Source organism: Marinobacter sp. bablab_jr008 (assembly GCF_016464145.1).
GTDB classification, from domain to species: Bacteria; Pseudomonadota; Gammaproteobacteria; order Pseudomonadales; family Oleiphilaceae; genus Marinobacter; species Marinobacter nauticus.
Map to the genome: position 1 here is coordinate 225,029 of NZ_JACDWW010000054.1, position 21,586 is coordinate 246,614.

A 21,586-nucleotide genomic window follows, 5' to 3' on the forward strand; every position below is an offset into this window, starting at 1 on the left:
TATGATTACTGAACCACAAAATTCCGGAACAATACCCGGTCGATTGCCGGCTCCCCTTCCTGCTCCAGCACCTGATTCACAGTCTGCAGCATGCTGTCGGCCAGCGTCTGACGACCTTCCGGCGTTTGCAACTGCAAGAAGTCGCTGCTGCCCAGCACCATCACCAGTTGGCTGCGGATAAGCGGCATATGAACGTCAGCGGCGGCCAGTGCAGCAGGATCTTTGGCTTCGAATGATACATAGACCTGGGCATAGCGCTGTCGACCCTGAGCCTGAACGGTGGTCACCAGGGCTTTCTCAATTTCGGTATAACTGCTGGCGACAAACGCGGGCTCTGCCGAAGTCGTGGTTTCGGCGTCATCTGCGCCGGGCAATCCTCCGCCCAGGAACCAGAGTGTCCCGACCACGGAAAGGCCCACCGCCAGGATAATGATGATCACCAGCATGATGATCAGTTTCAGCTTGCCTTTTTTGGCAGGCGCTTCGGTCGCAGTATTTTCGGCCATAACACTCGCTTGTCACTTTTTTGGCGTCCGGAAAGCTCCGAACAACCTTTCGCTGATGTGATGCAAAGGCCGGGCCAGACAGCCCATCCCCTGTATTCAGAACCGCAGTTTAGCGTTGCCGGAGGGGATGGGCAAAGAAGTCGGAAGACAGCAGGCTGAATTGGTCAGAAATCATCCGGACTCAGGCAAAGACGTCCACTTCACCCCGCCAGCCCAGATCAAGCTGGCCGGTGCTCAACGACTCTGCATCAGCATCGTGGCTGGCCAGGGATGATCCACCAGAAGACCGACCATCGCCCTCACCGGCCTCACCACTCTCGCCACCGGCCTGCTGACCGCCCTGGTCAGAGACATCAAACTGCCCCAGGGACAACCCCTGTTCACCCAGCATGTCGCGGAGCCGGTGGGAGTGCTGTTCGAGCTGCTCCCTCACCACCGGGTTGGCCGCATGCACGGTGACGCTGGCCTGATCGTTGTGGACTTTAACCTTGACTTCCATTGGCCCCATATCCGGAGGCGTGAGGTGTATTTCGGCAACCGACATATTGCGGGCGGTCAGCCAACTGAGCTTGCCCATGACCTTGTCGCCCCACTCCGCCTGTCCAACCGGCACATCCACCGAGGTAGTGTAGCCCCGGAGCGGAATGTTGGCGTCCGCAGCCAGTTTTCCGGGCTGTGCTGCCTGCTGCGCTGCGGTATCCATTACACTCTGGAATCTGGGATTGGAGAGCAGACTGGTCGGATCAACGGGACGGGCGCTCTCAGCGCTTGTCGCACCGGCAAGCAGGTCGGTTAGCTGCATGCCCGGAGCCAGAGCGGTGCTGCCTCCGCCGGCAGATGTTTGCCCCGGCAGGCCCTTGATCAGTCCGGGGTTGGCCTGAGTTCCTGTGAGCGCCATATTTGATGCCAGGCTCTCAGGTCCGCCCGTACCGGATTGGTTGGCGGCTGCAGGATACAGCGACTGAAGATTGGCGAATGTCAGGGGCATCAGCGGTTCGGCAACGACCAGGGCATCGTCTGCCTCAGTATCGCCGGTATTGCTGGTGTCACTGGCCGAGGAAGGACGGGCCGCTGAATCGGAGTCCGCTACCTGCTTTTGGTCAGTGGGCGTATCATTTCTTTCTGGCCGGGTACCGGAGGCTTCGGCTTTCTCATCGGCCCGGTCGGCTGCCTTGCGTTCCTGCGCGGCATCAGCCTGATCCCGACGTTCGGCGCGCTTGGCATCCATCCGCTTCTGCTCGGCCCTGGACAGCTCGTCAAAACGACTGTCACCGGCCTCCGGGTCCTTCCGGCCTTGCGATTTCGCTGCACCGACCTCTGGCTGACTCGTTTTCGCCGGTGCCTGGGGAAGTATGGTCTGTTGCATGGCAACCTCTTGCCGCTTTAGATCTCAGGTAGCCCCTGTTCGGAGCGTTTTCCTGAGAGCTGCAAAAGCGGTGCCAAACCTTCACACAGGGTGACGTTCAGGCCTCCTGGCCAAAGTTTTGCAAACGTCGAGCCACCTCCGAAAACTCGGCCTCAATCCGTTCAAGCACTGCAGGGGCCTGTTCCAGAGTGGCGTCCTTGCCCAGTTGCTCGGCCTCAAAACACAGGCCTCCGAGCCTGGGAGCACCGATATTGATGCAACTGCCCTTGAAGCTGTGCGCGGTCTTGGCGAAGTGCTCCGGGTCGGCCGTTGCCAGCGCCTCTTTCAGGCCGTCAATGCGTGAACGGGAGTCTGCCAGGTAGGTCTGGATCAGGACATCAAACTCGTCTTCCATCACATCCTGCAGTTCGGCCAGCGCCTCCACGTCAAGATGGGGTTTGTCGTTCATTCGCTATCCTCGTTTGTCGGCACTCAGGCGCCACTGATTATGGCCGCGTCGGGGAACCACCAATCATAGACGATTTCCACGCGATTGCCCCGGCCGTGAACCTTGAGATTTCGCGTCATACGCCGGAGGATCTCAAGTCCCCGGCCCGCGTATCGGCCGGTTGAAGCCGCCTGCTGTTGCATCACTGTGTCAGAATATTCAGTGAAATCAAAACCATCACCACTGTCTTCACAGACAACGGTAAGGGTACCTCCACCCTCCCTGGGCTGATGCTCAAGAGAAAACCGTATGAAATGCCCATCGGTGTTCCCCAGTCTGCGCGTTCGCTCCTGGTAATAGCGGCTGAAACCGCCAGGTGACGTTTTCCACTCTGAGGACAGGGCCAGAACACCGTGCTCAAGAGCATTGTTGTAGAGTTCCGACAACAGGGTGTAGACCTCGCCGCTTCGGCTCCTCAGTCCGGGCACCTCCATACAGATATGCAGTAAAAGCGGCAGGGGGTTGAAGTCTGCCAGTGTCTGTTCCCTCAGCTCATAGACGCAGCGCCAGTCCGCCGGGCCCGTCAACGCCGATTCAGGAATCTTGTCGGGCATTGCTTCTGGCGCCTCGGCCCGGACCATTTGCAGGCAGCAGAGCGTCAGGTCATCAGCCAGCTCTGGCTTCCCGGTGTGCTGCTGCATTCTCTCCAGCAGGGCCTCGAACGGCTCCTGCCCTGGTTCCAGACCCGCCAGAACGCTCAAGACACCTTCCTCGCCCAGGCTTTCACCGCCACTATTGGGCGCCTCGGGGAGCCCGTCGGTCATCATCACCAGCCAGTCGCCCGGTGCCGCATCCAGCACGGTCATGGAGGCCGAAAACTGGTCCGGCTCCCGGACACCCAGCGGCAGATGCCGGGACGGAATGGCGACACGGTCGCCTGCGGCACGCAACAGCCAGCCATCCGGCAAGCCACCATTCCAGACACGCAGGCTGTTGTGTTTGAAGTCAGCCTCAACCATCAAACCACAACAGAACATGCCTACCGGCAGTATTCGCCGAAGCTTGCGGTTAATTTCCCGGAGGACATCCGGGGCGCCAAAGCCTTTGGCCGCCATCCCGTAGAAGATTTCAGCAACCGGCATGGCGCCAATGGCGGCAGGTAATCCGTGCCCAGTGAAATCACCCAGAAACACCAGAGTGCCGCCCCCGGGGCGCTGAGCAGCAAACAATACATCACCGTTGAAAACCGAGAGGGGGGATGCATGGTGGCGGATGTTGGGGGCATCCAGACAACCGGTATGGGCAATATTATCAAACACCCGCCGCGCCGTGCGCTGCTCGTCCAGCATCTGCTGATTCTGGCGCCGAATATGGTCACGCTGGTCCGACAATGCCTGGTGCAACCCCCTCATACGATTAAACGCGTTAATCTTCGCTTCCAGAATCACGCGATTGTAGGGTTTGACGAGAAAGTCGTCGCCGCCGGCCTCAAGACACCGGGCCAGATCACCCGCCCCCGACAGGGAGGTGAGAAAGATGAGCGGCACCAGGCGCTCGCCTGCCAGAGCCTTGATTTGACGAGCGGCCTCCATTCCGTCCATCCGCGGCATCAGGGCGTCCAGCAACACCAGATCCGGCTGGGTCTCCCGGAACAGATCCACCGCCTCGGTACCGTCTTCGGCTTCAATCACGGTATGGCCCAGGCGCTTTACCAGCCGCGCCAGAATCAACCTGTCGCTGGCACTGTCCTCGGCAAGAAGTACCTTCAAGGGAATCGCCTCAGCGAATGCTGAACAACTGCTCGAAGTTGGAAATGGAGAGAATTCGCCGGACATCGCTGTTGCAGTTCTCGATTGAGATGCGGGCGCCATCTCCGCCAGCATGATCCCTTAACAGAAGCAACATGCCCAGAGCAGAGCTGTCGAGGTAAGTGGTGTCTGAAAGATCAATGACGTAGTGGCTGACGGTGGGTTCGCTGTGCTCGTAGGCATCCCGAAAGGATTGATGGGTACTGAAATCGAACCGACCCTCCACGCAGATCGTGAGGGTCTTGCCGTCATCGCTCCGGCGTGTCTCTATAGGCATTCCTGAACCTCCCGGCACATTCCACCAATGACTTTCCTTCGCTGCCAGCCATTGATGGCAAGCTTATCTGGTAAAGGATAGTCAAATAAACGGAAATTGCATCCGGGTTATCTGATGCAGATCACCGGGGACTTCAATTATCGCTGTCGCCGGGCAAAGGCCCGACCGGCAGCTTCGTCCGCCAGTTTCTGGTCTCTGAGATCCTGTTCCCGTTGTTCCTGTTGCCGGCAGGACTCAATGTATTTTTCCATACCACGGCGACGTTCCCAGGCCTGTTGCCACTCCCGGCGCCTGGCTTCAAACACCTGTTCAGCCTGTTGCAGCTGCCGCTGTTGCTGGGCAATCACCTGGTCCAGCTGGGCGATAAAAGCCTGCCAGGCCTGCAGTCGCGCCACAGGAACAACACCCTGCTGGCTCGCGCGGATCTGGTCACGATACTCCTGCTGATAGCGCTCCAGGTTCTCCACCTGTTCGCGGTGCGCCTCCACCTGCTTTCGGGCCTCACCAAGGCGTTCCAACGCTTCCTGTTCTTTCCGCTCTTCAAGGGAGAGGACAACTTCAAGCCGTTTCGATCGCAGCATCAGACATTATCCCGATTGCCGGCGGGGTTCGGCACCGCCGTCTTTCTTCGTTCCGGTGAACGTCGTTCCGGCACTACCGCCATCAGTTGCTCAATCGCCTCCGTGAGAGGAGCACTTTCATTCAGCCCCTGCTGCAGAAACTGGCTCATATTGCCTATGTGCTGAATGGCAAAGTCAGTCTCCGGGTCGGAACCTTTCACATAGGCACCCACACTGATCAGATCACGGGCCTGCTGGTAACGGGAGTAAACCTGCTTGAATCTCTGGGCCCGGGAGAAATGCTCAGAATCAGTCACCTGGGGCATTACCCGGCTGATAGAGGCTTCCACATCAATCGCCGGATAATGGCCTTCTTCCGCCAGCCGCCGGGATAAGACGATGTGACCATCAAGGATGGCCCTGGCTGCGTCGGCAATGGGATCCTGCTGATCGTCGCCTTCCGTCAGAACGGTATAAAATGCAGTAATGGAACCGCCGCCGGGACGGCCGTTACCTGTTCGCTCAACCAGTTGCGGCAGCTTGGCAAAAACCGAGGGCGGATAACCCTTGGTCGCCGGTGGTTCGCCTACGGCCAGGGCGATCTCCCGCTGTGCCTGGGCATAGCGGGTGAGAGAATCCATTAAAAGAAGAACGCGCTTACCCTGATCGCGGTAGTATTCGGCAATTCGGGTGGTGAGCATGGCAGCGCGCAGGCGCATCAACGGCGAGTCATCTGCCGGAGCGGCTACAACCACGGAACGAGCCAGGCCTTCATCGCCGAGAATGTCCTCGATGAATTCCTTGACCTCCCGGCCCCGTTCACCAATCAACCCAACCACGGTAATGTCTGCATCCGTGAACCGGGTCATCATTCCCAGCAGCATACTCTTACCGACACCACTGCCGGCAAACAGGCCGAGACGCTGCCCCTGCCCTACGGTCAGCAACGCGTTGATTGCACGGATTCCCACATCCATGGACTGGCGCACCGGAGCCCGGTTCAATGGGTTGATGATGTCGCCGGTCAGCTGCACTCTGGCCTCTGCCTGCAACGGTCCCTTGCCGTCCAGCGGGTCGCCGGCACCATTCACCACTCGCCCCAGCATTTGCGGGCCAACCGGTACCCTGCTGGCCGAGGCCAGAGGAATCACCCGAGCTCCGGGCTTGAGACCTTCGATGGCGGTCAGCGGCATCAGGTAAACCTTATCTTCCTCAAACCCCACCACTTCCGCTTCAACACTGGTGGCGCTATCACCCTGAATCAGACAACGGTCCCCCACCACCATCGGGCAACCCACGCACTCCAGCGTGAGACCCACCATGCGGGTGAGCCGGCCAGACAATTCTGGCGCAGGCTCGTCGCTGATGGCCCCCTGAAGCTGCCGTAACCGTTCAGCCAGGCGTGATGTCATCGTCCTGGCCCTGGTCGTTGAATTCGTCAGACTCGGATTCTGGCGGTGATGTCATGCCCGAATCACTCAGCACATCCCGGTGAAAATCGGTCAGCTCCCCCATACTGGGTGCCAGCTCCTCCTGATCCGGACCGGCAGGCTCCGCCAGCTGTTCTTCCAGCATACCCTGAACCACCCGCTGGAAGCGCTTCTCCACGGTGTAATCCACCAGACTATGGCGCGATTCCACTTTACAGCCACCAGGCATGAGAGAGTCATCCTCAATGAGAACCGCCGGTGATTCCAGGCGCTCTGTGACTTCCCGTACCGGCTCGATATCGTCGGGGTGAATATGAATGCGTAGATTGTCGGCGGTAGAGGGCAGTGACGACAGAGCCCGACGCACCACCTGGCGAATCTGGGAGGAATCAATGCTGAGCTCACGGAAGACCACCGCCCGGGCCAATACGGTAGTGAGGTTGACCAGCACCGCTTCCAGCTCGTCTTCATGGCGTTCGATGGGCAACAACAGCTCACCCATCAGATGCTCCAGCCGTTCCATCCGGGAGGCAACTTCCTGACGCGTCTGCTCCGCTGCCTGCTGCTCACCCTCGCTCCGACCCTCCGCCTCGCCTGCGGCGTAGCCATCTTTGTGCCCGTCTGCGCGACCCTGCTCAAAGCCTTCCGCGTAACCAGCCTGCCGGCCCTCCTGAAAACCGTCCTCGCGGGCAGCCTGGCGAATCTCTTCCAGGTCGGCCGCGGTCAGCGGCTTGACTTCCTCTTCCTCGACAACCTGGTTTCCGCGCTCATCAAGCAGAGGCAATTCCCACCGTTCCCAGGCGGTCATCTGTTCTTTCGGTATGCGCTTGCTGTCCTGATCGGAATCTTTCATCACATCATTTCTTCGCCACTACCACCCAGCGAGATCTCGCCGGCTTCAGCCATACGGCGAGCAACGGTGATAATGTCTTTCTGGGCCGCTTCGACTTCGCTGACCTTGACCGGCCCCTTGGCTTCCAGATCATCCTGCAGCAACTCCGCAGCACGCTTGGACATGTTCTTGAAGATCTTCTCCTTGACGGCTTCGTCGGCACCTTTGAGCGCAACCACCAGCACCTCGGAGGACACCTCTCGAAGCAGCGCCTGAATACCCCGATCATCGATATCCTTGAGGTTATCAAACACGAACATGAGGTCTTCAATGGTGGACGCCAGATCAGGATCCATGTCTTTGATGGAATCCATCAACGAGCCCTCAATCCCGCGATCCATGAAGTTCATGATATCGGCCGCTCGCTTCACACCACCAATCCGACTGGTCTGGGAGGCCGCGCCACCGGAGAACTGCTTCTCAAGGATGTCGTTCAGTTCCTGCAGGGCCTGTGGCTGAATGCTTTCCAGCGACGCCACCCGCATCATCACATCCAGTCGCACTTTTTCATCAAGTGTGCCAAGAATTTCAGCGGCCTGGTCCGGGTCTAGGTAGGAGATAACAATGGCCTGAATCTGGGGATGCTCGTAACGGATAATATCGCCCACAGCCCGGGGCTCCATCCACTTAAGAGTATCCAGGCCGGTGGTATTGCCGCCAATCAGGATTCGGTCAATCAGGCTCGCGGCCTTGTCATCACCCAGCGCCTGGGTGAGCATCGCCCGGATATAATCGTCATTACCAACCCCCAAACCGGTCTGGCCGCCGACAGCGTCCACAAACTGGTTAAGCACGTAGGTGACGTCGTCCTTGCTGACGTCTTTCATCTGCGCCATGGCGACGCCAACCCGCTGAACCTCTTTCGGCCCCATGTGCTTGAGCACCTCAGCAGCGTCCGCTTCACCCAGAGACATCAGCAGGATCGCTGCCTGCTCCACTCGCGGAATCTTGCGCTGCGGCTTTTTCGGGGCATCCCCCTGCAACTGGCCGTTTTCTTCAGTCATCGACGTTCACCCACTGGCGCATAACCTGTGCAACCCTGGCGGGATCTTCCGCAATCAGGCCTTTGAGTGCATTCAACTGTCTATCATAGCTGTCTGTGGCGCCCGGCAAAAGCAGGTCATCCTGAGACGACATGGCATCGCGTAGTGCCTGCCCGCCTTCGATATCAGCAAGGCCACCATACTCCCCCTCTTCTCCGCCTTCACCACGCTCGCGGCGGCCGCCACCGGACAGCGTCTTCAGGGTGGGGCGCAGCAAGCCAAGAACCAGAATCAGAATGACCAGTCCTGCCAATACCTGCTTCATCAAATCCCAGAACCAGGGCTGCTCCCAGAAGCCCGGAGCTTCAAACTCCACCGCTTCCTCTGGGGCAAACGCCGTATTCATGACGGTAACGCTGTCTCCGCGGGACGCGGAATAGCCAACCGCATCACGCACCAGCATGCTCAGCCGTTGCAGTTCGGCCTCTGGCCAGGGTTGATAGCTCACCTCGCCGGTTTCCGGGTCGACCACTTTCATGTCATCCACGGCAAGGGCCACGGTCACCCGCTTGACCGCACCCAGCTCCTGACGGGTGTAGCTGACGGTACGATCCAGTTCATAGTTCCGGGTGGATTCACTCCGGACATTCACCGGCGGAGCTGCAGGAGCGCCATCTTCCCCTGGGGCGGCAGTGGCCTGCTCCGGAACCGTCGCAGCCCCTGGCGGCTGATTGGCCAGCGCACCGGGAATGCCACCCTGGGCTCCCGCCACACGCTGCTCAGACAACTCGCGCTCACTGCGCACCGCCTGTTGCTCCGGATTGTATAACTCCTCGGCACGCTCGACCGCAGAGAAGTCGAGGTCGGCGGTGACTTCCGCGCGGTAACGCCCTTCCCCGACAATCGGGCCAATCAATGAGGCGACACGGCGGGTCAGCCGCTCTTCAACCCTGGACGTGTATTCATACTGGTCTTTCATCCGGTCTGTTTCGGCCTGAACCTCATCGCCCGTCAACAGATTGCCGTTCTGGTCAACCACGGTCACCTGATCCCGGTTCATCATCGGAATGCTGCCGGCCACCAGGTTGACGATGGCCCGAATCTGTTCAGGCTCAGGGCGACGGCCCGCAAACACTTCAAGGAATACCGAGGCGGTCGGTTCACGGGCATCCCGGATAAACACCGAACGCTCGGGAATGGCCAGGTGCACCCGGGCATTTCGAACACCACGCATGGCGGCGATGGTCCGGGCCAGTTCGCCCTCCAGTCCGCGCCGGTAGCTGATGGTTTCCATGAACTGGGACGTTCCCAGACCACGTTCCTGGTCCAGCAACTCATAACCCATGGTCTTCTGGTCGGTTACGCCTTCAGCAGCAAGCTTGAGGCGCGCGCTATAGACCTGTTCAGACGGCACCAGCAATGCTCCGGTGCGGGGGTCCATCTTGTAATCGATACCGTTGCTGTCGAGGATGGTGGTCACGTCCTGCGGGTTGTAGGCAGACAGATCCCCCACCACCGGCTGGTAATTGGGCTCCTGGGCCCAGAGCACCACAGCCACACCCAGTGCCACGCTGGCGGCCAGCCCGACCATAAGCCCGACCTGGCGCAGCAGATTCAATCGGTTGAATCCGAGCAAAAGATTGCTACGGCTCTCCGGAGTATCAGACTCCTGAGTAGCCGGCAGGTCAGAGGCGGCGGTTTCCGCAGGTACGCTTGCCATGCTGTTGCTCCGTTATCAGATCGGCATATTCATGATGTCTTCATAGGCTCGCACAACCCGGTTACGCACCTGGGTCAGAGCCTCAAAAGACACCGAAGATTTCTGGGCAGCAATCATTACCCGGGTAATGTCCACGTTCGGATCGCCCATTTCGTAGGCCGTCCTGAGTTCACTGGCCTGACTCTGGACCTCGTGTACATTGTTGACGGCCTTGCCCAGCATATCGCTGAAGCTGGGAACTTCCTGGGTTTCCTGAACCTGTCGTGGGCCATCGATGCGGCCACGTACGGACTGATCCTGTTCAATCCTCTGGTTCTGCATCATCTGGGTACGCAGATTCCGGATCTCAGACAGAACATTGTTTATGTCGGCACGTTGAACCATCACACTCTCCCGGCGGCCCAGTCGGGCCTGTACTTGTTGCTAACTCAAATGAACTGAAAGCAAGCAACAGGCCAGAAACAATTAAACTATTTATTTCAACGGGTTAATAAAGCATTTTACAGTGGAAGGCGTCTACGTGACAAAGAATTGACAGGAGTGAAACCAGACCGAAAAAGAAGACCAGGCAGGCGGGTAAAAAAACGGCACCCCGAAGGGTGCCCGAAGGAGTATAAGGTCGACAACAAAGGCCCTGACTCAGGCCATGGCCAGCTCCGCATCAAGATCGATACCGGCATCTCGCATCTGGGCCAGTTTGTAACGAAGCGTTCGCGGGCTGATACCCAACTGCTCCGCTGCCCGGTTGCGCCTGCCACGCTCTTTCTTGAGGGTCTGGATAATAATACGGAACTCCTGTTGGCGCAGATCATCTCCGAGTGAGCCAATCGCCTCATCAGCCGCTGAATCCGCTTCCAGCCCGGCCTCGGGGTCTGGCACGTCAGCCGCAGGGACCTCCATGGACCTGGCGGAAATGGCCGGCTCGGCGGGTGCACCAAAGTCAGCGGCACCGGTAATCCCAAGCTCCAGACAAAGGTCGCCGGCGTGGATTACATTACCCTGATGCAACACCAGCGCCCGCTGAATGGCATTGTCCAGTTCCCGGACATTACCCGGCCAGGCATGAGCCATCAGTGCCTTACGGGCATCCTCGGCCAGGGTGATGCCGGTCAGCTTCATCTTGCGGCAATGTTTTTTCAGCAGTGAGCGGGCCAGGGGCAGAATATCCAGCGGCCGCTCCCGCAGGGGCTGCCACCGCATCGGGAACACCGTCAATCGATAATAAAGGTCTTCGCGGAACTTGCCCTCGCGCACGTAGTCCGCCAGATCACGGTTTGTGGTCGCCAGCACACGAACATCCAGCTGAATGGTCTTGCGACCACCGACGCGCTCCACTTCCCGCTCCTGCAACACTCGCAGCAGCTTGGACTGCAAACCAAGATCCATTTCGGAAATCTCGTCCAACAGGATGGTTCCGCCATTGGCCTGCTCGAATTTACCTGGGGAGGCTGCAACGGCACCCGTGAATGCACCTTTCTCGTGACCGAACAGAATGGCTTCCAACATATTCTCCGGAATAGCGGCACAGTTGATCGCGACAAACGGCTCATCCGCTCGGGGTGACTGCTGATGGATATAGCGGGCCAACACTTCTTTACCGGTACCACTCTCACCGGAAATCATCACTGTGGAATCACTGGCCGCCACTTTCGCGGCCAACTGGAACATGCGTTTGCTGACAGGATCCTCAGCCACCGGCTCATCGCCAGCCTTCTGGCGGCTTCCGCCCACGACCCGACTGACCGCTTCCACCAGAACCTGAGGCTCAAACGGCTTGACCAGATAATCGATGGCACCAGATTGCATGGCAGACACCGCGTGGCTGATCTGGCCGTACGCGGTAATCAGCATCATGGGCAGCCCCGGATACAAGCGCTGAACTTCCGCCAACAAATCATGGCCGGACATGCCGGGCATATTGACATCGCTGACCACCATATCGACCGGCGCCCGGGCCAGGCTTGCCAGCGCATCTTCAGCGCTGGCCGCTTCCCGCACCTGGAATTTCGCCAGTTCCAGCGTCGTTACCAAAGCTTCGCGCAGGTCGTGGTCATCTTCCACAATCAGAATCTGGGCCTTTGCCATGCTATGCACCTCCAACCTGTTCTTTAAAACCGGGCTGTCAGAATAGGCAGCCGAACTATCGCGTCGGCGCCTTGCTGTCCGGGGGATGAAATCGAAAACTCGCCCTGATGGGCCTTGACCACAGCCTGCACCACGGCCAGCCCGAGGCCGGTGCCATGGGACTTGGTGGTGTAGAAGGCTTCCATAATCCGACCTGCCTCACCAGGCTCGAACCCGGGTCCATTATCGGAAACCCGGATTTCCAGGCGGCCAGAGGTAGCGGAAACGACGATTGAAACGTCGGCTGCCCCCGCCTCCAGACTGTTATTCACAAGATTGGTACAGGCGCCGACCAGGGCATCGCGATTGCACATCAGCCGGCAAGGCGTCTGCACCTGGTTGTCCAGGGTCACCTGCACACCTGGCGCAAGCTTGAGTCCATCAACAGCAGACTCGAGCGCTTCCACCAGGCGCGACGAATCCAGCTCTTCCGCCAGTCGGGTTTCACCGCGGGCGAAGATCAACATGTCGCGAACCTGCTGTTCCAGATGGGTCAGGCGGGACATCAGCCGGGAAGCGCAACGTTGACGTAGCTCCTCATCGAGATCCGGCTGGCTCAGATGACCACCATAGAGAATGGCGGCGGACAGCGGTGTGCGAATCTGGTGGGCCAGGGACGCAACCATCTTACCCATGGCAGAGAGGCGCTGGGCATGAGCCAGTTGCGACTGGAGCTGGCGCGTTTCAGTCAGATCGGTCAGCAGGATCAACTGACCCGGCTGATTCTCCATGGTACGAATCTCAATGCTGACCCGGCGACCATCCTTCAGGGACACCTCATGGCCATCATCGTTACGGGGCGCGAAACAGCGGCGGATAACGTCGATCCAGCGCTCGCCCTCAAGCGGCTCGCCCAGCAAGGCAATGGCGGCCGGGTTGCTCTGACTGACAGTGCCATGTTTGTCCAGCACCACCACACCCGCAGGCAGGGCATTGAGCAAGGTAGACAGGCGATCTGCCAGCTGCTCTTTCTGCTCCAGCTCCTGCTGGCGCTGTCGCGATTCATAAGACAGCTCACCGGACAGCTGGTTCACCCGAGACTCGAGTGTGCGATAGGAATCGGTAATCTGACGAGACATGCGATTGAACAGTTCCAGCGCAGAATCTACAGCCTCATCGTCCTGCTGTGGAAACAGTGCTGTCACCTTGTCGTTGACATCAGCCGCAGCGTTGGCATCCGGCTGGTGGCGGGACTCCATAACGACATGTGCGTGGCTCATAACCTTTCCCCCTGACAGGCCCGGCGGGGCCATCAATACTTTTGTTCGGAAAGGTTAAAGCTAACAGCGTGCCAATTAGTATTTATTGTTTATTTTCAGATAGTAACGAAATCAACGATACCCAGGGTGACGAATTACCGTCGGCCAGAAACAACAATGGCGTCGCAGGTTACAAACCTTTGACGCCACCTTTTACCGGCAACCCCGGTGTCATCAGGCTTCTTCTGAGTCGTCCCTCAGACCATACTTTCGCACTTTCTCCACCAGCGTCGTGCGCCGTATCCGCAGCTTCTCGGCGGCGCGGGCGACTACGCCGCTGGCTTCATCGAGAGCCTGCTGAATCAATTGCTTTTCGAGATTGGAGAGATAATCCTTCAGATCAATGCCGTTCACCGGAAGCAACGCTGGCGCATCCAGCCCCACCAGGCCTGGTATGGAAGAGGGCATACCTGAATCCTCTACCGGGCGATTCTCGTCGTAATCATCCACATAGCGGAACTTCTTCGGCAATTCCTGCACTCCGATCACGCCATAAGGATGCATGATGGCAAGACGCTCCACCAGGTTCGCCAGCTCACGGACATTGCCCGGCCAATCATGACGACACAGGCTCATGATGGCCGCCGAGTTCATCCGCAATGAACCACGCTTCTCTTTTTCCATCCGGGAAATCAGCTCGTTGATCAGCAGTGGAATGTCTTCGACTCGCTCCCGGAGTGCCGGCATTTCGATGGGGAACACGTTCAGCCGGTAGTACAGGTCCTCCCGGAAATCACCGGATTCAATCATGTCCTCAAGATGCTTGTGGGTCGCCGCAATCACCCGTACGTCAGCGGTCTGGGTGCGGTTACTGCCCACTTTTTCAAAGGTGCGCTCTTGCAGAACCCGCAGTATCTTCACCTGCATGTTCAGGGGCATATCGCCAATTTCATCCAGGAACAAGGTGCCGCCTTCCGCCATCTCAAAGCGCCCTACCCTCGCCGTAATGGCGCCGGTAAACGCGCCTTTCTCATGGCCAAAGAGCTCGCTTTCCAGCAGCTCTGCCGGAATGGCACCACAGTTCACCGGCACAAAGGGCTTATCGCGGCGGGAAGAATGGTAATGCAGATTGCGAGCAACCACTTCCTTCCCAGTACCGGACTCTCCGGTAATCAGCACGCTCACATCCTTGTCGGCCACCTGCTCCATCAACTGGCGCACTTGCTGGACTTTACGACTGGTTCCCACAAGGCTGCGGAACAGCTGCACACCACGCTGCTGGCCGCGCTGCTGGTTGCGGCTGAACTGGTCCCGATAGATCTGTGCGCGGTACAGGGAATCCACGAACTTGGTGTAGTTCAGCGGCCATTCCATCCGCGCAATCACTCGTGCCGCATCGTCCTCTGACAAACCCTTGAGCTCAGGGTCGCCAACCAGCAACACTGGTACACCGGTCATGGCCCGGCACACCTGCTCTATGGCGGAACAGGCGCCGGATTCGGTGCCGTTGACGACCGCCACTGAAACACTATCCCAGGCCTGATCATCGTCACTCGCCAAAAGCGCCAAAGCCTCGTCGCCGGAAATCACCTGCTCTTCACCGACAAACTCCAGAATGGTGACCAGATCTCGCCGCCTGGTTTCATCCTCACTCAGCACCAGCACTTTGTTATTTTTGGACATTCACAGGAATCTCTTCATGGATTTGTGCGGTATTTAAGACCGTATGCCGGCCCGAGTCAATTTTATGACGCTATCTTTGACGATTCGAGGAGACGTTCTGATAGGTTTTGGCGGCGTTACGGTTCTGGCTGACCCCCTTCAATGAGGCTTTCGCCTCGTCGCGGGCCTTCACAGCGGCGGCATCGGCCTCGGCCACAAAACGATTCAGCGCTTCCAGTCGCTCTCGCACCAGTGTGGCATCAAGGCGACCCTGCTCGAGCTCAGCCATCAACGGTTCCACCGTCGGTCGAACCCGGGCATTAAGCTGGCCCAATCGTTCCCAATCCTGGTTGTCCAGGGCCAGGGTTAATTCGTTTTGAAGCTGATCCAGATCGGAAAGGAGGTTTTCAGGGTTGGCCATTGGCAATCTCCGGGGTCTGCGGGACAGACTGGCCAACGAAAGGGCGCCACCGGAAACGATGGCGCCCCGCAAGCGGACGGTTAACGCCGTGCAGCGCGACGGGCCGCAGAGGCGGTAAACTCGTTACCACGATACCCCGGCGCGAAATCATAGGCGGGGTAACCATTGTCCAGACCATCAATGTAATAACGGTTTGCCTTCAGATCATACGTCATTTCCATGGTGGTCCAGAAGACCGGCTCGCTGTAGTAGCTGATATTGTGAGCCTCGGAAACGCGCCATAGCTCGCCCTTCTCGTTGTACTCCTCAGAAACCAGAATCTGCCAGCTATCTTCGTCAATGTAGAACACACGGCGCTCGTAAATATGGCCGATACCGGTACGACGCTTGGCCTCTACCACCCACACCCGATGCAGCTCATAGCGAGCAAGACTCTGGTTGATGTGGTTGGGGCGGATGACATCCTCAGGGCGAACACCGGAATCGTGAAGCTTGTATCCGTTGTAGGGAACCAGCAGCTCCCGTTTACCTTTGAGTTCCCAGTCATACTGGTTTGGAGCGCCGTTATACATATCTTTCTGGTCTACCGAACGCAGAGAGGACGAATTCGGCAGGTCTGTCTCGTAGGCCAGGTTCGGAGAACGGCGCAGGCGTCGGGAACCGGCGTCATAACGCCATGCAAGGCGAGGTGAACGAACCTGGTCCAGAGTCTCGTGCACCAGGGTGATGGTGCCCGCCAGCGTGGTCGGGGCGATAGTCTCTGTTTTCAGGTAGAAGATCTTGTTGTCGATATCGGCAAGATCCGCGCCTACCTGACTGTACGCGAAGAAATAATCGTAGTGATTGACCACCGGGTTGAAAGAACCGTCTTCCTGAGGAGTGGCTGAAGCACTTCGGAAGGACACTTCCTCACCGCGATACCGGAGAATGTGGTTCCAGATCGCTTCCAGACCATTCTTCGGAATGGGGAAGGGGCTGGTCATAATGGTGTCTCTTACCCCGTTGCCGTTGTCCAGCAACTCGGCGGTCAGGGCATTCTGGCGAAACTTCTCGTATACATGTTCGGGAAACGCCGCTGTCCGACGGGTTTCATACACCGGCATGAAAAATGCCGGGCCATATTGCTCCAGCATCCGGATGTGGCCGTCCGACAACTTGTCCCGGTAAAGATCCAGGTTATCCCCTGTCACCACATACAGGGCGTCATCGCCAGGGAACGGATTGATTTCTACAGAACCCTCGCGCCAATTCCCCGGTGGCGTGGCAAGCCCGCCATCCCAGGCTGGAATGGTGCCCGCCGCGTTGCCCGCGCGTTCGGCACCAACCGGTGTCAGCTCATTGTTCAGGCGCGCGGCTTCAGCCTGTGTTACCTTTGCCAGCAGCGGACTGGACGCCCCCATAACAGCAACTGCGATGGCAGCAATTAATCGGTTTCGCATCCTCAACCTCCAGCGTGAGTCACATGAGTGGTCAATACTCACCCAATATGATGTTCTTTTTGCCAGTTTCAAACGCCCGTTTCAAGTGGTTGTTTGTAGTTTCTTGTGACAAGAGCATTTCCACAAAGCGGACAGAGCGAGAAATAAACAGCCAAAAATGGTAGACTCCCAAAGTTTTACCGGCCCTGTTTCTCTGATTTTTCGCTCGCAGGTTTCCTCATGGCATCACAATGGCACACCCTGGTTTCGCAAAAGCTGTTTCTGGCCAAAACGTTACTAGTCCGGGTTGAGCAAGACGAAGCGGCGACTGCACCAGAACGAGAAGCCCAACTGCAAGGTGCCATTGAGTTGTTGCTGCGGGCTCGCGGACTCCTGCTGGTAATGATTGCCCGATGTCACCAGAACAAGGTCGACAGACCGGCCTCCATTGACGAGCTGGAGGCGCTGTTTCCCTATGCGATTGCGGAAGGCGGGATGTTGAAGGAACTGGCTGAAACACCAGGCAGCTGGTGGCAACAGCTGAATCAGTTGGAGGCTGCCGCTGGAGAACCGCCCAAGACACGGAAAACCGTGACGGAAGAAAACATCATTGCGGTTTCGGCGGATCAGGGGCCAGATCGGTCCGTTCAGGCTCTGAACAAGATACTGGCTGCCATGACCGTATTGACCAGAGAGATAGACGAGCAACACAGCGAGTGGTAATCCGCCTGCCGGAGCCAATCCATTAACATACGCTGACAGCAGATATAGGTTGAATGAATGTCACCTTCGTTTTTTGAAATTGTACAACTCGCCGACGGCGACTACGCGCTTCGCCGGATTGATGACGACGCAGCTCCACTTGTGCGCATCTCATTCTCTGACGAGGCCAGAGAAATGCTGGAAGACCGGGACATGAACGTCGCCAAGGCGATGATTGCCGCTGGCATCGAGGCCGCTGGCAACATCAGCCACGACATTGACTGGGAAGAGGACGAAGGCGAGTTCGCCGACAATCAGCCCCACTACACCTTGCATTGAGCACCCGTTATCTCTGGCGCAACACCACACCGTGGCTATTACCCTTGGCAGATGCCTTTTGCAACGTTTCCAGCGCCGCACGGCCCAGCTTGTGAGTCCAGAGCACAACGGCATGGCAGGTGCCTGCGCCCAGCGCTCGCTCAGCCAACTCTTGTGCCGGGAATTCTGCCGTTGACCGCAACACCAGAATCTCACTGGCCACAATGCCGTGCATTTTCTGCCACTTGGCCACCAGGGACTGGGGAGGATCAATCCACGCCAGCCAACGTTTCTCCTGGTTGAGTTGTGTGAGCATTGGCAGCAGCAACTGGAAATTCTCCACCTGCTCCTCCGGAAGAATAATCTCGGTAACATTGCCACCGAAGCCAGACGCTGAACGTCGCTCCGAACCGGACGCTGCTGCCCTGGCCGCCGGTGCCCTTTGGCCAGAGGAAACCGCGCCAGCCGCAACAACAGCTGCCGGCTGAAATGCCATGTTCTGAGTGAAGCTCAACTGTTCCATTACTCACCTACCTGCGCCATGCGCTGCCGAATACGGTATTCAGTGAAGATCGGAGCGGCGGATAACGCCTACGCCGAGACCTTCAATAAACAATTCCTGCTCCGTAAGATCGACCTCAATCGGAGCAAACTCTTCATTCTCTGCAATCAGCCAGACTTTGTTGCCTTCCCTGCGGAAACGTTTGACCGTAACTTCCTCACCAACACGAGCGACAACAACCTGACCGTTGTGGACATCCTGGGTGCTGTGCACCGCCAGCAAATCACCATCCAGAATCCCGATGTCTTTCATGCTCATCCCCCGCACCCGCAACAGGTAATCTGCTGAAGGAGAGAAGAAGCCCGGCTGCAGCGTGCAGTGATCTTCAATATGTTCCTGCGCCAGAATCGGGCTACCGGCAGCAACCTGCCCGATAACAGGAAGCCCCAGGTCTTCTTCGGCCTCCGGCAGGCGGATACCCCGGCTGGCTCCCGGCACCATCTCAATGGCGCCTTTCCTTGCCAGCGCCCTCAGGTGTTCTTCTGCCGCGTTGGCGGAACGAAATCCCAGCTCTGCGGCAATTTCGGCCCTGGTGGGCGGGTAGCCGGTTTCATCCACGTAACGTCGGATTATGTCCAGCACCTGGGATTGTCTTGCAGTCAGTTTCATCAGTCGGGCTCCGGAATCTCGATCCTGTTTTTTTATACAGTGAACTGACTATATACAGTGTTTTATCCAGTGTAAAGCCCCTTCCGTTTGGTTTCCTTCCTGTAACGGGAGAGCGCCAGCCTGTATGTTATGGTGACGGAAACCAGACACAGGGAAGCCACAAACAACCATGACCGTACACGATCGCTGCAAGATGCCGGAACGCAAGACAAATCGGGACGGCCAGGAACGAAAAGTCGGGGTTGAAATTGAACTGTCCGGCCTTACCTACGAGGCCCTGGTCGCGCACGCGGCCCGCCTGCTTGGGGGAGAGCCGGAGCTTACGTCCCGTTATGTCACCCGACTGGACACCGATGCCGGGGCTTTCACTATCGAACTGGACTCTGATCCCATCAAAGACCTGGACCTCGCCGATGAACGGCTCCCGGAATCCATTCGGGAACTCGGCAACCACGCCATGGATGTCATTGACTTTGCCGCCGAAAAGATTGTCCCTCTGGAGATTGTGGGGCCGCCGCTGGCAATGTCGGCTCTGGACATGATCGAGAATCTGGTAGACGAGCTTCGAGACCTGGGTGCGGAGGGCAGCCGGGAGGCCATTTACTTTGCGTTCGGGCTTCAGCTGAACCCGGAACTGCCCGACCTCGAGCCCGATACCCTGGTTCGTTACCTGCAAGCGTTCGCACTGCTGTATGACTGGCTCAAATCCCGGCACCAACTGGATATCAGCCGGAAATTCACCACCTACATTGAGCCCTGGAGCAGTCGGTATACCGATAAACTGATGGCAGACGATTACCGTCCTGATCTTGACACGCTGATGAGGGACTATCTGCACTACAACCCGACCCGGAACAAGGCATTGGATCTTCTGCCACTGTTCGCTCATCTGAACGAATCACTGTTGTCCGAATACGTTCAGGATCCCAGAATCAAGAGTCGTCCCACCCTGCACTACCGGCTGCCGGATTGCGACATTGACAACCCGAAATGGCATTTCTCCTCAGTCTGGAACGATTGGGTAGTGCTGGAGCAACTTGCCAATAACAGCCCGGATCTAGACGCCCTGCGGCAGGAGTTCCACAGAGCCCAGAAGTTCAGTTTCCACAATCTCACCCACTCCTGGCGTGAGACCACCGATGACTGGCTGCATCAGCACGGTTATGTCTGACCGGGAAAATGAAACAGACGTTCCCGGCCTCACCATTGGCATCAGTGGTCCGGGCCGGCGAAGCATGGCTCACCGGTTGATCAGCCTGGGTCTGCGCCTGCACGGTGCCAGAACCCATTACATACGCCCGGGCGACCGAACCAACGTGGAACTGCTGGACGGACTGGTGCTTTCGGGCGGCACCCACGTGCATCCGGGTCGCTACGGTCAACAACCCCAGGTGACGGCCAGGTATGATCTGAAGCGGGATGCTACCGACACCGAGCTTCTGCAGCAGGCGGAGGCGATCAATATTCCGGTGCTGGGTATCTGCCGCGGCGCACAGTTCATCAACGTCTTTCACGGCGGATCCCTGTGCCAGAATGTCACCCCGCTACGGGTACATACCCGACATCGCCCCTTGTTACTGCCCCTTCAAACGGTTCGCCTGGTGCGGGATAGCCGGCTGGGAGGGCTGATGTACAGCCACGTGATTGGCGCCAACCGTATTCACAGCCAGGCCATCAAGCGCCTTGGACAGGATCTCAGAGTGACGGCCGTAGACAACGACCTGTTTGTGCAGGCCATCGAAAATACCGGCCGACAATGGTTGATGGGAGTCCAGTGGCACCCCGAATACCTGCTTTACCACACCGGGCACCGGCGCATCTTCAGCCATTTTGTGCATGCCGCCCGCGCCCGGAAACTGGAACGACTGGACAACCGGGAAGGCCCGGAACTCCACTCATAAGGAGAATGATCATGACCAAACACCGATTTCCACTTGCGCTTGCTGCCGCCCTCGCGACACTGCCAGCCGCCGCCAGTGCCGGAGAAGTGAGCCTTAATGGCGAAGGCATTGTTCGCTATGAACCGGACAGCGCCAGATTCCAGTTCACCGTCACGGCCGAGCATCCGGATGCGGCAAAGGCCTCTGAACAGGTGTCGGCAACCATGGCCGAATGGCGCCAGGCCATTGGGGACTATCGTAACGAGCTGGACGATTATTCTGATGCCCACCTCAGTGTTTATACACGCATGGTGCCTACGAGAGAGCAAGGCCAGGATCCGGAGCGGGTGTCGGTGGCCAGCCAGACCGTCAGCTTCTCGATCAACGATCTGGATCTGTTGAATCCGTTGATCGGCGAGGCAAACAAGCTGGGGCTGCAATATCATCTTGGCAGCCATCAGTTCTTCCATTCTGATGAACAAGGGCTGGAACGGGAGGCTCTGGCTCGGGCCATTGCCGATGCCAGAAGCCGCTGCGAGTTTGTCGCCCGGCAACTCGACCAGCGCTGTGGCGATGTGGTCACCCTGAACGTGAATGGCGGCCATCGCCCGGTACCGATGATGCGAGCGGAATCGAAAATGGCCGGTGATGCGGTGTCAAGCGTGGGCCCCAGGGAAATCCAGGCCACCGTCAGCGCCACCTTCGAACTGGACTGACCCGGC

General features: G+C 58.2%; 23 protein-coding genes. 5 read left to right on the forward strand and 18 right to left on the reverse strand.

Features of this window, described 5'->3' with window-relative positions; all coding sequences use genetic code 11:
- Window positions 1–5: 5 nt before the first annotated feature.
- The 16 genes from JIF53_RS08350 to JIF53_RS08425 all read right to left on the reverse strand — a co-directional run bounded on the left by JIF53_RS08350 (window position 6) and on the right by JIF53_RS08425 (window position 16,814).
- Window positions 6–506, reverse strand: a complete 501-nt coding sequence (locus JIF53_RS08350) for a flagellar basal body-associated FliL family protein (RefSeq protein WP_199452235.1) — start codon at window positions 504–506, stop codon at window positions 6–8.
- A gap of 181 nt (window positions 507–687) precedes the next feature.
- Window positions 688–1,872 (reverse strand): flagellar hook-length control protein FliK, encoded by a 1,185-nt coding sequence (locus tag JIF53_RS08355; RefSeq protein WP_199452236.1) that lies wholly within the window; start codon window positions 1,870–1,872, stop codon window positions 688–690.
- Window positions 1,873–1,969: 97 nt separating this feature from the next.
- A complete protein-coding gene (locus JIF53_RS08360; RefSeq protein ID WP_011785464.1) occupies window positions 1,970–2,320 on the reverse strand; it encodes an Hpt domain-containing protein in 351 nt (116 codons plus the stop codon).
- A gap of 23 nt (window positions 2,321–2,343) precedes the next feature.
- On the reverse strand, window positions 2,344–4,068 hold the full coding sequence (locus JIF53_RS08365; protein ID WP_199452237.1) for a fused response regulator/phosphatase: 1,725 nt from the start codon (window positions 4,066–4,068) through the stop codon (window positions 2,344–2,346).
- A gap of 10 nt (window positions 4,069–4,078) precedes the next feature.
- Window positions 4,079–4,384: an STAS domain-containing protein gene (locus JIF53_RS08370; protein WP_014421036.1), complete on the reverse strand. Its 306-nt coding sequence runs from the start codon at window positions 4,382–4,384 to the stop codon at window positions 4,079–4,081.
- Between the two features lie 137 nt (window positions 4,385–4,521).
- Complete coding sequence (gene fliJ / locus JIF53_RS08375; protein ID WP_011785467.1) at window positions 4,522–4,965, reverse strand: flagellar export protein FliJ; 444 nt, start codon at window positions 4,963–4,965, stop codon at window positions 4,522–4,524.
- Window positions 4,965–6,356 carry a flagellar protein export ATPase FliI gene (fliI, locus tag JIF53_RS08380; protein ID WP_011785468.1) on the reverse strand — a complete coding sequence of 464 codons (1,392 nt, stop codon included), beginning with the start codon at window positions 6,354–6,356 and terminating at the stop codon, window positions 4,965–4,967. Before fliI ends, fliJ begins: the two co-directional genes overlap by 1 nt.
- Window positions 6,337–7,227, reverse strand: a complete 891-nt coding sequence (locus JIF53_RS08385) for a flagellar assembly protein FliH (RefSeq protein ID WP_011785469.1) — start codon at window positions 7,225–7,227, stop codon at window positions 6,337–6,339. The genes fliI and JIF53_RS08385 overlap by 20 nt, the downstream gene beginning before the upstream one ends.
- Complete coding sequence (fliG, locus tag JIF53_RS08390) at window positions 7,227–8,270, reverse strand: flagellar motor switch protein FliG (protein WP_011785470.1); 1,044 nt, start codon at window positions 8,268–8,270, stop codon at window positions 7,227–7,229. The genes JIF53_RS08385 and fliG overlap by 1 nt, the downstream gene beginning before the upstream one ends.
- Window positions 8,263–9,969: a flagellar basal-body MS-ring/collar protein FliF gene (gene fliF, locus JIF53_RS08395; RefSeq protein WP_011785471.1), complete on the reverse strand. Its 1,707-nt coding sequence runs from the start codon at window positions 9,967–9,969 to the stop codon at window positions 8,263–8,265. The genes fliG and fliF overlap by 8 nt, the downstream gene beginning before the upstream one ends.
- Window positions 9,970–9,984: 15 nt before the next feature.
- Window positions 9,985–10,353, reverse strand: a complete 369-nt coding sequence (fliE, locus tag JIF53_RS08400) for a flagellar hook-basal body complex protein FliE (protein WP_011785472.1) — start codon at window positions 10,351–10,353, stop codon at window positions 9,985–9,987.
- A gap of 255 nt (window positions 10,354–10,608) precedes the next feature.
- Window positions 10,609–12,054, reverse strand: coding sequence for a sigma-54-dependent transcriptional regulator (locus JIF53_RS08405; protein ID WP_199452238.1), 1,446 nt, complete (start codon window positions 12,052–12,054; stop codon window positions 10,609–10,611).
- Window positions 12,055–12,077: 23 nt separating this feature from the next.
- A complete protein-coding gene (locus tag JIF53_RS08410; protein WP_011785474.1) occupies window positions 12,078–13,313 on the reverse strand; it encodes a sensor histidine kinase in 1,236 nt (411 codons plus the stop codon).
- Between the two features lie 213 nt (window positions 13,314–13,526).
- Window positions 13,527–14,975 carry a sigma-54 dependent transcriptional regulator gene (locus JIF53_RS08415; protein WP_011785475.1) on the reverse strand — a complete coding sequence of 483 codons (1,449 nt, stop codon included), beginning with the start codon at window positions 14,973–14,975 and terminating at the stop codon, window positions 13,527–13,529.
- Window positions 14,976–15,045: 70 nt separating this feature from the next.
- Window positions 15,046–15,375 carry an SOS cell division inhibitor gene (locus JIF53_RS08420; RefSeq protein ID WP_199452239.1) on the reverse strand — a complete coding sequence of 110 codons (330 nt, stop codon included), beginning with the start codon at window positions 15,373–15,375 and terminating at the stop codon, window positions 15,046–15,048.
- Between the two features lie 80 nt (window positions 15,376–15,455).
- Window positions 15,456–16,814, reverse strand: a complete 1,359-nt coding sequence (locus JIF53_RS08425) for a DUF1329 domain-containing protein (RefSeq protein ID WP_153740460.1) — start codon at window positions 16,812–16,814, stop codon at window positions 15,456–15,458.
- A gap of 219 nt (window positions 16,815–17,033) precedes the next feature.
- Here JIF53_RS08425 and JIF53_RS08430 point away from each other — a divergent pair, with 219 nt between their 5' ends.
- On the forward strand, window positions 17,034–17,516 hold the full coding sequence (locus JIF53_RS08430; protein ID WP_199452240.1) for a DUF6586 family protein: 483 nt from the start codon (window positions 17,034–17,036) through the stop codon (window positions 17,514–17,516).
- Between the two features lie 57 nt (window positions 17,517–17,573).
- The gene (locus JIF53_RS08435) at window positions 17,574–17,834 is read left to right on the forward strand and encodes a hypothetical protein (RefSeq protein WP_011785479.1); all 261 of its coding nucleotides are present in this window, start codon (window positions 17,574–17,576) and stop codon (window positions 17,832–17,834) included.
- A 7-nt stretch (window positions 17,835–17,841) separates the two neighbouring features.
- Here JIF53_RS08435 and JIF53_RS08440 read toward each other — a convergent pair whose 3' ends face one another.
- The gene (locus JIF53_RS08440; RefSeq protein WP_014421027.1) at window positions 17,842–18,336 is read right to left on the reverse strand and encodes a cell division inhibitor SulA; all 495 of its coding nucleotides are present in this window, start codon (window positions 18,334–18,336) and stop codon (window positions 17,842–17,844) included.
- A 39-nt stretch (window positions 18,337–18,375) separates the two neighbouring features.
- Window positions 18,376–18,987: a transcriptional repressor LexA gene (gene lexA, locus JIF53_RS08445; RefSeq protein WP_199452252.1), complete on the reverse strand. Its 612-nt coding sequence runs from the start codon at window positions 18,985–18,987 to the stop codon at window positions 18,376–18,378.
- Between the two features lie 166 nt (window positions 18,988–19,153).
- Between lexA and JIF53_RS08450 the strand changes: the two genes are divergently transcribed.
- Genes JIF53_RS08450 through JIF53_RS08460 form a run of 3 tightly spaced genes read left to right on the forward strand, consistent with a single transcriptional unit; the run spans window position 19,154 to window position 21,580 of the window.
- The gene (locus JIF53_RS08450; RefSeq protein WP_199452241.1) at window positions 19,154–20,155 is read left to right on the forward strand and encodes an amidoligase family protein; all 1,002 of its coding nucleotides are present in this window, start codon (window positions 19,154–19,156) and stop codon (window positions 20,153–20,155) included.
- Window positions 20,148–20,885 (forward strand): gamma-glutamyl-gamma-aminobutyrate hydrolase family protein, encoded by a 738-nt coding sequence (locus tag JIF53_RS08455; protein ID WP_199452253.1) that lies wholly within the window; start codon window positions 20,148–20,150, stop codon window positions 20,883–20,885. Before JIF53_RS08450 ends, JIF53_RS08455 begins: the two co-directional genes overlap by 8 nt.
- Before the next feature lie 11 nt (window positions 20,886–20,896).
- On the forward strand, window positions 20,897–21,580 hold the full coding sequence (locus tag JIF53_RS08460; RefSeq protein ID WP_228285505.1) for an SIMPL domain-containing protein: 684 nt from the start codon (window positions 20,897–20,899) through the stop codon (window positions 21,578–21,580).
- Window positions 21,581–21,586 lie beyond the last annotated feature (6 nt).